This is a genomic window from Xanthomonas sp. WHRI 1810A (genome assembly GCF_040202885.1).
GTDB lineage: Bacteria > Pseudomonadota > Gammaproteobacteria > Pseudomonadales > Pseudomonadaceae > Aquipseudomonas.
Genome location: NZ_JBEGED010000008.1, coordinates 263,050 through 275,299, shown reverse-complemented (window position 1 = coordinate 275,299; position 12,250 = coordinate 263,050). Strand labels below are relative to the sequence as shown.

At 63.1% G+C, this 12,250-nt stretch carries 10 protein-coding genes; 1 reads left to right on the top strand and 9 read right to left on the bottom strand.

Annotated elements, in window-relative coordinates:
* Positions 1-665 precede the first annotated feature (665 nt).
* Complete coding sequence (locus tag ABQX22_RS14595; protein ID WP_349800564.1) at positions 666-1,451, bottom strand: sulfite exporter TauE/SafE family protein; 786 nt, start codon at positions 1,449-1,451, stop codon at positions 666-668.
* Between the two features lie 502 nt (positions 1,452-1,953).
* Here ABQX22_RS14595 and ABQX22_RS14590 point away from each other — a divergent pair.
* Positions 1,954-2,295, top strand: coding sequence for a hypothetical protein (locus ABQX22_RS14590; protein ID WP_349800563.1), 342 nt, complete (start codon positions 1,954-1,956; stop codon positions 2,293-2,295).
* 43 nt (positions 2,296-2,338) lie between these two features.
* Here ABQX22_RS14590 and ABQX22_RS14585 read toward each other — a convergent pair whose 3' ends face one another.
* From ABQX22_RS14585 to ABQX22_RS14550, 8 genes are all read right to left on the bottom strand, one after another.
* Entirely contained in the window at positions 2,339-4,729 is a 2,391-nt protein-coding gene (locus ABQX22_RS14585) for a response regulator (protein ID WP_349800562.1), read from the bottom strand.
* 80 nt (positions 4,730-4,809) lie between these two features.
* Complete coding sequence (locus ABQX22_RS14580) at positions 4,810-5,271, bottom strand: response regulator (protein WP_349800561.1); 462 nt, start codon at positions 5,269-5,271, stop codon at positions 4,810-4,812.
* Positions 5,272-5,290: 19 nt separating this feature from the next.
* Positions 5,291-7,555, bottom strand: a complete 2,265-nt coding sequence (locus ABQX22_RS14575) for an ATP-binding protein (protein ID WP_349800560.1) — start codon at positions 7,553-7,555, stop codon at positions 5,291-5,293.
* A 98-nt stretch (positions 7,556-7,653) separates the two neighbouring features.
* Positions 7,654-9,615: a response regulator gene (locus ABQX22_RS14570; RefSeq protein WP_349800559.1), complete on the bottom strand. Its 1,962-nt coding sequence runs from the start codon at positions 9,613-9,615 to the stop codon at positions 7,654-7,656.
* Complete coding sequence (locus tag ABQX22_RS14565) at positions 9,605-10,480, bottom strand: sensor histidine kinase (protein ID WP_349800558.1); 876 nt, start codon at positions 10,478-10,480, stop codon at positions 9,605-9,607. Before ABQX22_RS14565 ends, ABQX22_RS14570 begins: the two co-directional genes overlap by 11 nt.
* Positions 10,473-11,495, bottom strand: coding sequence for an ATP-binding protein (locus ABQX22_RS14560; RefSeq protein WP_349800557.1), 1,023 nt, complete (start codon positions 11,493-11,495; stop codon positions 10,473-10,475). Before ABQX22_RS14560 ends, ABQX22_RS14565 begins: the two co-directional genes overlap by 8 nt.
* Entirely contained in the window at positions 11,486-11,890 is a 405-nt protein-coding gene (locus ABQX22_RS14555) for an anti-sigma regulatory factor (RefSeq protein ID WP_349800556.1), read from the bottom strand. The genes ABQX22_RS14560 and ABQX22_RS14555 overlap by 10 nt, the downstream gene beginning before the upstream one ends.
* A complete protein-coding gene (locus ABQX22_RS14550) occupies positions 11,887-12,249 on the bottom strand; it encodes an STAS domain-containing protein (RefSeq protein ID WP_349800555.1) in 363 nt (120 codons plus the stop codon). The genes ABQX22_RS14555 and ABQX22_RS14550 overlap by 4 nt, the downstream gene beginning before the upstream one ends.
* Position 12,250 lies beyond the last annotated feature (1 nt).

The window sequence follows — 12,250 nt, the reverse complement described above, 5'->3', positions numbered from 1 at the left end:
GATTCTGGCCGAAGGCCGTGGGAGCGCAGCTTGCTCGCGATGGGCTGCGCAGCGGCCCCAAAACCAGGCGACCGGGGTATTTCAGGTGATACCGCATCCGCAGGTTTTGCTGCCGGTCCCCGCCAGATCGCGGGCAAGCCACGCTCCTACGCCCTCCGGGCAGAAGCGGATCACGTCGGCTGATGAACCGTGTCCACGCGCCGCGTCCGGCTTTTGATTCTGGCCGAAGGCCGTGGGAGCGCAGCTTGCTCGCGATGGGCTGCGCAGCGGCCCCAAAACCAGGCGACCGGGGTGTATCAGGTGACACCGCATCCGCAGGTTTTACTGCCGGTCCCCGGCAGATCGCGGGCAAGCCTCGCTCCCACGCCTAACGGCAGAAGCGGATCACGTCGGCTGATGGATCGTGTCCACGCGCCGCGTTCGGCTTTTGATTCTGGCCGAAGGCCGTGGGAGCGCAGCTTGCTCGCGATGGGCTGCGCAGCGGCCCCAAAACCAAGCGACAGGGGGGTGTCAGGTGATACCGCCTCCACAGGTTTTACTGCCGGTCCCCGGCAGATCGCGGGCAAGCCACGCTACCACGCCTTCGGCAGAAGCAGATAAGGTCAGCTGATGGACCGTGTCCACGCGCCCACGCCCTCCGGGCAGAGGCGGGTTTTGCGTCGGTTTTAGAACACCAGTTTGTAGCCGATCGCCATCAGCATCAGGGCCAGGCACGGGCGCAAGAGGTTGTCGGGGATGCGGCCGGCGAGGTGGCTGCCGACGTAAATGCCGGGCAGCGAGCCCATCAGCAGGAAGCAAAGCATCGTCCAGTCCATGTTGCCCATGCTGGCGTGGCCCAGGCCGGCGATCAGGGTCAGAGGGACTGCGTGGGCGATTTCGGTGCCGACCAAGCGTCGGGTGTCAAGGAAGGGGTACAGCAGAAACAACGCCACGGTGCCCAATGCGCCGGCGCCGATGGAGGTCAGGGCGACCATCACCCCGAGGATCACCCCGGTGACCACCGTCAGCAGGTTCAGCGTTCGCTCACTCAGGCGGTAGCGGTCACCGGCGTGCTTCTGGGCGAAGGCCAACAGGCTCGGCTTGAAAAAAATCGCCAGCGCCGTGAGCAGCAGCACCACCCCCAGCGCCTGCTTGATGACGGCGTTCATCGCGTCCGGCGCGCTGTGCAGCGTGCTCAGGAACAGCAAAGTCAGCGCCGCCGCCGGCACACTGCCCAGGGTCATCCATCCGGTGATTTTCCAGTCGATGTTGCCGCGCTTTTTGTGGACCAGCACCCCGCCGCTCTTGGTAATGGCCGCATACAACAGATCGGTGCCGACAGCGGTCGCGGGGTTGATGCCGAACCACAGCAGGATCGGGGTCATCAACGATCCACCCCCTACCCCGGTCATGCCCACAATGAACCCGACTACCAAGCCTGCGACGACGAAACCTGCATTGCCAAAATCCATTGCGATATCCAAAAGCCTGCGTGACAGCGGTAAAAAACAGGCGCGCAGCATATCGGGGTTCTTATGAAGCAACCATATCGAAACGATCTATCGTTATAACCAAACCGCTGGTATGAGCGGAAGACTGCGGCTATCCCCATCAATCCGGTTGATGACCACCATGAACACGGGTGTCTTTCGATTGGCGCGCCGGCACGTAACATAGCGAGCACGCCCACCGCACCGGATTATTCGCCATGCTCATTCACGCCCTTAACGTCGTTGCACTGACTGCCGTCACGGTATTCGCGGTCAACCGCTATTTCTTTTTTGCGGACCTGGTCAAAGCCGCCACCATCGAAGTGGACGTTTAAGCGTCATTCGGCAGCATCACTGGCGCCCCAAGGGATCTGCCACTTGAAACGCCCATCTTTTCATTTTCCCGGCCGCCGTTCACCATAGGCGACTCAACGGCACGCCACTGGACGTGCGACGACTGTCAGCTCTATGGATGTACTTCAGGATGAAAGGAACGCGCGCGTTATTGATGACCGGTTCGCTGTCTGTGTGGCTGGCCGGCTGTGGCTCTACCCCCAACAACCCCTCCGTCAATCTCGACACCCACAAGACCCCTGCCGATTACGCCGCGTGCGTCTTCCCCAAATGGCAGAAGGCCCGGCCCGAAGCGACCCTGTCCGAGGGCAGGAACCACTTCAGGATCCTGGTCTCCAGCAAAGTGTCGGGCGACGAAATCCTCGAGATCTACAAGGGCAACCCCACCACTCGCGTCTTCCTGTATCAACGCACGCCCCTGGCCTCACTGGTCCACAACCGTCTGGAGAAGGCCGCGCGGGACTGCCTGTGATTCAGCGGGCCGACACCCTCAAGCGATAGCCCGGCCCGTGGCCTCACACAGACTCGGTGGTACGCCCCTCGAACGCCTTGGCCAGCTTGGCCGCCAGTTCATCTTCGCTGTAGGGCTTCTGCACGATCAGTTGCTGGTCGACGTTGAGGATGTCGGTGTCGGCGAAGCCGGTGATGAACACGATGGGCAGCGACGGATAACTGCGATTGACGATGTCCGCCAGCTCGGCACCGGTCATGTTCGGCATGGCGAAGTCGGTGAGCATCAGGTCGATGCCGCTGCCGATCTTCTTCAGCGCATCGTTGCCGTCCTCGGCCTCCACCACCGCGTAGCCCAGGGCATCCAGCATCATGGCGGTCACCGAGCGCACGTCGACGTCGTCGTCCACCAGCAGGATGGTGCGACCGGTAATACCCCGTGCCGCGACCGGACTCAGCTCCGCCTGCAACGTCACCCGCTGGACGGCGTCCGGAATGCTCGGCAGGTACACCTTGATGGTGGTGCCGACATTTTCCTGGGTGACGATGCTGACCCCGCCCCCCGACTGTTTGGCAAAGCCGAACACCTGCGCCAGCCCCAGCCCCGAGCCCTTGCCCACTTCCTTGGTGGTGAAGAACGGTTCGAACGCCTTGGCCAGCACTTCCTCGCTCATGCCCGAGCCTGAATCCCCCACCGACAGCACCACGTAGGCCCCCGGTTCCGGGTCTTCGGGGCGCTGCGGCAGGCGATAGACCATTTCGTTGTACGTGTGCAGGCTCAGCTCGCCGCCCTGGACCATCGCGTCACGCGCGTTGATCGCCAGGTTGAGGATGATCATCTCGGTCTGGGTCGGGTCCACCAGCGCGCTCCACAGATCGTCCGCCAGGGCGGTCTCGACCCACACGCTGCCGCCGAGGGCGCGGGCCAACAGCTCGCGCATGCCTTCGATGGTGTGGTTCAGGCTCAGCGGCACCGGTTCCAGGCGCTGGCGACGGGAGAACGACAGCAGCTGGCTGGTGAGTTTGGCGCCCCGCTCCCCCGCTTCCTTGATGTTCTGCAGGCGGCTGGCGGATTTGGTGAACACGCCTTTGTCCAGGTCCCGCACAAGAAAGCTGGCGCTGGTCAGGATCACGGTCAGCAGGTTGTTGAAGTCGTGGGCGACGCCGGCGGTCAGTTGCCCTACCACTTCCAGGCGCTGCATCTGCTGCAGCGCGGCCTCGACCTTTTCCCGTTCCTGGATCTGCTCGCGCAGGCGTTTGTTGGTGGCCGCGAGTTCATCCAGCACGGACCGTTCACTGGTGGTGTCACGCACTGCGGCGTACATCAGCCCATCGTCCGGCACCATGGTCCACGACAGCCAGCGGTAGCCGCCATCGGCGTGGCGCATGCGGTTGATGAAACGGGTGGTCACGCTGCCGCCGCCGACATTGGCGGTTTCACGCACGGTGGCCGCCACGTCATCCGGGTGAATCAGGTTGCGCAGCTGTTGCCCGGCGAGATCCGCGCGGCTCCAGCCCAGGGTCGATTCCCAGGCAGGGTTGAGGGCAATCGGGGTCATGTCGAAATGCAGCACGCCCAGCAATTCCCGGGACAATTCCCAGGTGCGGTCGCGTTCGCGGGTCCGTTGCACCACCCGTTCGCCCAGGGTTTCGTTGAGCTGATGCAGGGCCTGGGTGGATTGCTTGCGCTCGTCAATGTCTTGAATGACGCCGGTAAAGCGCACGCAGCGGCCGTTTTCGAACAGAGAGCGGCCGTTGGAGAACACCCAGCGCTCACCCACGCCTTCCACCAGCAGGCGGTACTCAGCCTGGAACCCGGTGTCGGCCTTGAGCGCGGCATCGACCTTGGCGCGCAACATGGCGCGGTCATCCGGGTGGCAGTGGTCGAAGACGAACGCCATGTCGGCCGGCGCATCGGGGGCCAGGCCGTGCATGGCTTTGCAGCGCTCGTCCCAGAACATCGTCTGGCTCAGCGGATCGTAGGTCCAGACGCCCATGTCGGCGGCTTCGATGGCCAGGTGCGCACGCACTTCGACATCTTGCAGGCTCTGCTCGGCACGGCGGCGCTTTTCCCGTTCACGGACTTCAGCCACTGCACGGTTGACCGCCTTGGGCAGCATCTTGAGGTTCTGCTTGAGGACGTAATCCACCGCCCCCAAGCGCATCATTTCGACGGCATGCTGCTCGCCGAAAATGCCGGACAAAAAGATGAACGGGATCTGCGGCGCGATGCGCTGGGCGCAGTGCAGCACCTCGGCACCGGACGAACCGGGCAGCAGGAAATCACACAGAATGAGGTCGTAATGTCGGGCCGACAGCGCCTGTTCGACGCCGTGATGATCGTAGACCAGCGTGGATTCAATGGTGAGGCCTGCACGCTCAAGCGTGAACAGGGTCAGCTCGGCGTCGTGCGGACTGTCTTCAACCAGAAGCAACTTGAGAAGCGATAGCGGCATGAATAATCGTCAATGGAAGCTAATAGGGCTCGCCCCGCCCTGCGTCTGCCGAAGCCAACGCGGGGATGGTACGCGTGCCATCAAGACCCGGGACGTCGGGCCAGGCGCAATGAACCGGGGGGTGGTTCGTTGAGTACGGCCCAGAAAATGCCCAGGTCGGAGATGGCCGACACAAATTCCTTGAATTCGACCGGCTTGACGACGTAAGCGTTCACTCCCAGCGCGTATGCCCGCTGCAAATCGGGTTCTTCGCGCGAGGAAGTGAGCATCACCACCGGGACGCTGCGCACTTCCTCGGATTCGCGGATGGCCTTGAGCACTTCCAGGCCATCAACCTTGGGCAGCTTCAGGTCCAGCAGCAACACCGCCGGGTTGCCGAGCTTTCGGTCGCTGTGATCGTTGCGCCGGAACAGGTAATCCAGCGCCTCTGCGCCGTCGCGCAGGACAATCACTTCATTGGCCAACTGACTGCGCTCAAGGGCGACAAGGGTCAGCTCCAGGTCGTTGGGGTTGTCTTCCACCAACACAATGGGTTTTAACATTGGGCGTCTCCTCGGACACTCAAGGGGTTACGTTCAGGTGACGTTTCGGGAGGGAGAAAAAGAAGGTAGCACCCTCTCCCAATTGGCTTTGGGCCCAAACCTCGCCGTCGTGACGCTCGATAATCCGGCGCACACTGGCCAGGCCGATGCCCGTGCCCTCGAATTCTTCCATGCGATGCAAACGCTGAAACACGCCAAACAGCTTGCCCGCGTACTGCATGTCAAAGCCTACGCCGTTGTCCTGGATGCAGACGACGGTCTTCCCATCGACTTCGCGTGCGGTGATCTCAATCACCGCCGGGTCGCTGTCGCGGGTGTATTTGATGGCATTGGAAATCAGGTTACGCAACGCCAGGTGCAGCAACGCGGCGTCGGCCACGATCACCGGCAGCGGTCGGGGGATTACCCATTCCAGTGTGCGGCCCTGATAATCGGGCTGCATTTCCCGGCGAATGGCTTCGACCAGCGCCTGCAGGTCAACTTCAGAGAAGCGCATGGCCGAGCGGCCCATCTGGGAGAAGCTCAGCAGGTTGTCCACCAGGGTCCCGGCGAAGCGCGCCGACTCACCGATGTTGTCGAGGAAACGCATGCCGCGCTCGGACAGTTTCTCGGCTTCGATGTCGGCCAGCAGCTCGGCGTACCCGGCGATATGACGCAGCGGGGCGCGCAGGTCATGGGACACGCTGTAGGAAAACGCCTCAAGCTCCTTGTTGGACTTTTTCAGTTCCTGCGCCAGCTCGGCCATTTCCTCGGCCTTGCGCAGGACAATGCCCAATACCGCTGCGCGCAGTTCGACCACGCCTTCGGTTTCCAGCGCATCCCACGGCGCCGAGTAGCCGCTGACGGTTTCCTGCCAGGTCTCGAAGCTGTGCCGGGGGCTGAGTGCGCCCGTCTCGGTGCTGACCGCTTTTTCCGGTTTGCCGGCCCAGTTCACCAGACGTCTGCGCTCGGGTTTGAACCAGAGGATGAAGTTGGAATGCAGTTCGGAAATGGCCACGGCCAGCACCCCTGCCACCGACTCCGCCAATTCGGGCAGCTGGGCGATGTCACGGCCCACGTTATCGGAGTGGAACACGTCCGCGTCGCCACGTTGGGTCAACCATTCGGTGAGCGCGACGATGTGCTCCCGAGCCGGTGTTTCGCCGTAGACATCAATCGTCGAGCCGGACACCACGGCCGCGCCGCTGGCCTGTACGAAGTTCAACAGCACCTCGGGCAAGGCGCGCAGGCCCAGGCTCACGCTGTCCAGATCGGCCATGGCCGCCAGCATTTGCACGATCTGCCGACGCAGGCTCAACAGGCGCTGGCTGCTGGCCTGGGCTTCCTTGGTCTCGATCTGCAACGACAGCGCGCTGCCCAGCAGTTCGCAGGCGGTGCGCGACTGAAACCGCACCCCGCGCGGGGTGGCGTGGTGACAGGAAATCAGCCCCCACAACTGGCCGCGGACCACGATGGAAATCGACATCGAGGCCATCGTCTGCATGTTGCGCATGTACTGCAGGTGCACCGGCGACACACTGCGAAGCGCCGCAAAACTCATGTCCAGCGGCGCGCCGGTCAGCGGGTTTTCGCTGGGCACCAGGGGCGACGGCTGGTAATTGGCGTCTTCGATGACCCGAATGCGATTGGCGACGTACAGCGCCCGCGCCTGGGACGGGATGTCCGACGCGGGAAAGGTCAGGCCCAGGTAGCTCGGGTAGTCCGGATCGGCTGCCTCGGCGTTGACGTGGCCGTTGCCATGCTCGTCGAAGCGGTACGACTTGACCCGTCCGAACCCGGTGATGCGCTTGATCTGCTCTACCGAGCGCTTGCACAACGCGTCAATCGTCTCCGCGTCGTCCATGTGCCCGACGAAGTTACGCATCAGCGGGTAGACGTTGCTGTAGGCACCGGCCATGTCGCCGGCCGGTTCGAACTCGGCGATCAGCACCTGATCGTGACGGTGGACCATCATGTCGATGGGCGCGCCCGCCCGGATGCCACTGCGGAAACTGACTTCGCCTGCATGGAAGGGGTTCTGGTCGTCCTCCGGCAGGCTCTTGAGCACCGAGGACAGCCGATCGGTCTGGTTGATGACATCGTGCAGCGTCATGCCCAACAACCCGGCAGGCGCGATGCCCAGCCAGGTGTCGACGTTGGCGCTGACCTGCACGATGCGCATCGTGGACTCATCAATGACCAATAAAAAGCCGTGGGGCTGAATGCTGCCAGGGATTTTGATGGGTTCGCGGGCGCATTGATCAATCGCGCTCTGCAAGCCCAAGTCGTCTATGTTCTGGAGCAAACCAATTCTCCTACAGTTCCAGTCAGTCGATGAACGATGGGAACTTCATTAAACCCAACCGTTCAGTGCGCTGAGCGTTCGGGACAATCATGTGGCGTCTACCCGCCGTCAGCGCGTGTGGCGCTGTCGAGCATGTGGCTGACCTTTTCAAGAAATTCGTTGAGCTGGAACGGTTTGACAATCATGTCCATGCGCTCGCCCAGGAAATCCTGGCGGTTCAACGCGTTCTCGGCGTAACCGGTCATGAACAGCACCGGCAGGCTGGGACGCCAGCGACGTGACAACTGTGCCAGTTCGCGGCCGTTCATGTGCGGCATTCCGACGTCTGTCAGCAACAGTTCGATGGAACCGTCGTGTTCCAGCATCTCAAGGGCCGTCTTTACATCGCCGACCTGGGTGCAGCGGTAGCCGGCGTCCACCAGTACTTCATTGACGAACATCCGCACCGAGGCCGTGTCCTCGACGATCAGAATATGCTCGCCGGCACCGGGCTCGGTGGGGGCCGGCTTTTCCGGGTCAGCCACCAGATCGTCGCGGCCCGCCGGCAGCATCAGGGTCACCTCGGTGCCGTGGCCGACCGCACTGCGAATATGGGCGTCGCCGCCGGACTGACGGGCAAAACCGTACAACGTCGACAACCCCAGGCCGGTGCCCTGGCCGATGGGTTTGGTGGTGAAAAACGGGTCGAACACCTTGTCGATCAGGTGGTGTTCGATGCCCATGCCGTCATCGCGCACGGTCAGCGCGATGTAGGGGCCGTCTACCAGGCGCGGGTTGCCCTGAGAGTAGGCCTCGAAGGTGGTGATCCAGATATTGCCGCCGTTGGGCAAGGCGTCCCGGGAGTTGATCACCAGATTGAGCACCGCACTTTCCAGCTGGCTGGAATCCACCAGCGCCACGGCGCTTTTGGACGTCAGTTCCAGGGTCAGGGTGATGCGCTCGCCGATGGTCCGGCTCAGCAGGTCCTCGACAGACCGCACGTGTTTGTTGATGTCGATCGGCCGCGCATCCAGCGGTTGCTGGCGGGCGAAGGCCAGCAGGCGATGGGTCAGCGCGGCGGCACTGCGGGCAGACGCCAGCGCAGCATCGGCGTAATCAAGGACTTTGGCCGGGCGATTGTCCAGCGTGCGCTTCTTGATCAGCTCAAGGCCGGTGGTGATCCCGGTCAGCAGGTTGTTGAAGTCGTGGGCGATCCCCCCGGTCAGTTTGCCGATGGCGTCCATCTTCTGCGCCTGGAGCAACAGCGCCTCGCTGCGGGCGCGCTCGGCCACTTCATGGGCCAGCCGCGTGTTGACCGAATCGAGCAACTGGCGCTGGGACAGTTCGCGGCGCCGCTGCTCGGTGACGTCTTCGACGAACACCAGGCTCAGGCCCGGTGTGCGGTACGGCGATACCTGCCATTCGGTTTCCCGGACTTCGCCCTTGACCCGCATGCTCAGGGTGCCCTTCCAGCGTTCTTCCTCGTGCAACGCGGCTTGCAGACCGTGCAGCACGGTGGCCTGATCCTCGGCAAAGCTCTGCGCCAGGCTGGTTTGCGGCGTGTCGTGGGTGATCAGTTGGGCGAACGCGTGGTTGCATTCGTGGACTTGCAGGTCCTTGTCAATGACCGCAATGGGCGCAGACACATTGACGAAAATCTCGCGAAAGCGGTCTTCGCTGTCACGCAGGGCGTATTCGGTGTCACGCACTCGCAGCAGCGTGCGCAGGGTCGCCAGCAGCACATCGGGGTCCACCGGGTGCACCAGGTACGCGTCGGCGCCGGCTTCGAGGCCGGTCACGATGTCGCCGGTCTGGATCGACGCGGCCGACACGTGCACCACTGGTAACAGCGCGGTCCGTGCTTCGGACCGCAGCTTGCGGACGATGTCGAAGCCACTCATGTCCGGCAGGTTGACGTCCAGAATCAAGGCGTCCGGCAACTGGGCGGCGATCATCTCCAGCCCGTCGCCGCCGGTGCCGGCCTCGAGCACGTTAAAACCCTGGCGCTCCAGGCGACGGCGCAACGCGTAACGGGTGGCCGCATTGTCATCGACAATCAGCAGGCGGCTTTCACGCTTCATCGTTGTGCTCCGGGTCAAGCGCCAGTGGAATGATCACGAAGAAGGTCGACCCCACTCCGGGCTGGCTTTCGACGCCCACGCGCCCGCCCAGCAGCTCGGCGAAACGCTTGCACAACGACAGCCCCAGGCCGGTGCCGCGCAGGCGTTTTTGCAGCGGCGAATCAACCTGGGAGAAATCTTCGAACAGCGCGCCGTGCATTTCCTGGGGAATGCCGATGCCAGTGTCGCTGACCGCAAAGCGCACCGCGTCCTCGCCTTCCAGCCGCGCCGACACACGGACTTCACCGCGCTGGGTGAATTTCAGGGAATTGGAAATGAAGTTGCGCAGAATCTGCGCCAGCTTTTTATCGTCGGTGAACAGCCGGGGCAAGCCCGACGGCTTCTCGAAAATCAGGTCCACGGTGGAGGCGTCGACAATCGGTCGGAACATGCCGCGCAACGCGGAGAACAGGTCGAACATGTCGAACCAGGCCGGAGAAATGCTGATGCGCCCGGCTTCGATCTTGGCCAGGTCCAGCAGGTCGTCGACCATGTCGCTGAGCTCGCGGGCGGCAGTGCGCACGAAGATCACCTGCTTGTGCTGCTCGGGGCTCAACGGGCCGTCGAGTTCGTCGGTCAGCAGGCTGGCGATGCTCAGGATCGAGCCCAGCGGCGTGCGGAACTCATGGCTCATGTAAGACAGAAAGCGGCTTTTCAGGTCTGAGGCCTGACGCAGCTGGTCCGCCTGCATGTCGAGCTCTGCGTACAACGCCAGCACGCCCTGATTGGTCTCATCCAGTTCGGCGCGCAGCGCAGCGGCCTCGTCCCGCAGCTGTTGGAGCTCCAGGGACTCGGCATGCACGTTTTGAGGGGGAAGTTCAGGCATCGAGCGTCTCCAGGGCGATTACCAATACTGTTACGTCATCCGTGGCGCGACAAAAATCGCGGTGCAGCACGGCAGCGATTATTGCCGGGTGACGAAACATCAGACCCGGATAATCACGCAGGTTCCAGCGCGATTGCAGGCCGTCGCTGTACATGATCAGCAGTTGCCCGGCCGACTGCGGATAATCGAACGCCTGGTGCTTGCGGTACTGCAAACCGACGATGCCCGGATGCGAGACCAGGCCCCGGGTTTTCTCGGTGCCGATCAGGGTCCCGCCGATGTTGCCGATGCCGATGAATTGCAACGTCTGGCTGACCGCCTCGAAATGCGCAATCGCCACCGCCCCACCGCGAGTGCCACGCATGGCGTGGTGCATGTCTTCCAGCAGCAAGGCCGGTGAAGCCAGCGGCTGGCGCTGATAGACCTCGGCGCCGGCCATTGCGCCTGCTTCGGCGTCTTCGCCATGGCCCAGGCCGTCGATCACCAACACGCTGATGCGCGCGCCGTCGAACGCCAGCCCCCAGACATCGCCACACGCCGGATCGCGGTGCAACGAGTGCTGGGTGATCCCCACCCGTGGGTCCTTGAACCCGGAATGACGCGGATAAAAGCGCGTCAGCAGCACCGTCCCGCGGTGATCCGTGTATACGTCGAACACGTCGGCCTGACGCTGGATCGCGCTCAGGCCGATGCCTTGCGTGCCACGGGTCGAGAAACCGTCCGCAAGCCCTTCCTGCAGATCGAAGCCCTTGCCCCGGTCCACCGCAATGACCTCCAGACCCGGCACGTCGGAACCTGCGCTACACAGGGTGCGCAGGTGCAGCTCGCCATGACGCGCGTGCTTGAGGATATTGCTCGCCAGTTCGGTGACGATCAGCGCCACCCGCCCTGCATCGGTGGCGTCGAAGGCCAGGTCCTCGGCGAGTTTCTGCGCCGTGCGACGGGCGTAGCCCACTTGGCTCTCGTCTTCGACCGGTATGACCAGGGTCAGGCTGCTGCGCAGGTTCAGGTCCATTTGGCGATCATTATTCGCGTGCCTTTACCGGGTTCGGTCTGCAGATCGAAATCATCCACCAGCCGCTTGGCACCGGTCAGCCCCAGGCCCAGCCCGCCACCGGAGGTCCAGCCGTCGGTCATCGCCAGTTTGAGGTCGGGGATGCCCGGGCCTTCGTCACGGAAGGTCAGGCGCAGCCCGACCCGTAACCCGTCTTCCACGATTTCCCAATCCATGTCGCCGCCACCGCCATACACCATGGTGTTGCGCGCCAGCTCGCTCACCGCAGTGACCAGCTTGGTCAGGTCGATCAGGCGCAGGCCACACTCCTGCGCCAGCTTGCGGGTCAATTGGCGTGCGAGCACCACGTCCTGCTCGATCAGGATCGGCTGACTGCCATTGCTGCGCACGGTCATTGCGAATACGCCCGCTCGCGCAGCAACTTCATGCCCCGCTCGACATTCAGCGCGGTGCTGACGCCCGGCAGGGTCATGCCCAGTTCAACCAGGGTAATCGCCACCGCCGGCTGCATGCCGACCAGCACGGTTTCGGCGTCCATGATGCGCGAAAGGCCGGAAATCATGCCGATCATGCGGCCGATGAAGGAATCGACCATGTCCAGCGCGGAAATGTCGATCAACACGCCCCGTGCCGAGGTGTTGCTGATGCGTTCCGACAGGTCGTCCTGCAAGGTCAGCGCAAGCTGGTCGTGCATGTCGACCTGAATGGTGACCAGCAGAAAGTCACCCATCTGCAGAATCGGGATGCGTTCCATC

Bases quoted from the DNA above. Each gene is read 5' to 3' on its own strand.
- ABQX22_RS14595 (WP_349800564.1), bottom strand. From the start codon at position 1,451: ATGGATTTTGGCAATGCAGGTTTCGTCGTCGCAGGCTTGGTAGTCGGG.
- ABQX22_RS14590 (WP_349800563.1), top strand. From the start codon at position 1,954: ATGAAAGGAACGCGCGCGTTATTGATGACCGGTTCGCTGTCTGTGTGG.
- ABQX22_RS14585 (WP_349800562.1), bottom strand. From the start codon at position 4,729: ATGCCGCTATCGCTTCTCAAGTTGCTTCTGGTTGAAGACAGTCCGCAC.
- ABQX22_RS14580 (WP_349800561.1), bottom strand. From the start codon at position 5,271: ATGTTAAAACCCATTGTGTTGGTGGAAGACAACCCCAACGACCTGGAG.
- ABQX22_RS14570 (WP_349800559.1), bottom strand. From the start codon at position 9,615: ATGAAGCGTGAAAGCCGCCTGCTGATTGTCGATGACAATGCGGCCACC.
- ABQX22_RS14565 (WP_349800558.1), bottom strand. From the start codon at position 10,480: ATGCCTGAACTTCCCCCTCAAAACGTGCATGCCGAGTCCCTGGAGCTC.
- ABQX22_RS14560 (WP_349800557.1), bottom strand. From the start codon at position 11,495: ATGGACCTGAACCTGCGCAGCAGCCTGACCCTGGTCATACCGGTCGAA.
- ABQX22_RS14555 (WP_349800556.1), bottom strand. From the start codon at position 11,890: ATGACCGTGCGCAGCAATGGCAGTCAGCCGATCCTGATCGAGCAGGAC.
- ABQX22_RS14550 (WP_349800555.1), bottom strand. From the start codon at position 12,249: ATGGAACGCATCCCGATTCTGCAGATGGGTGACTTTCTGCTGGTCACC.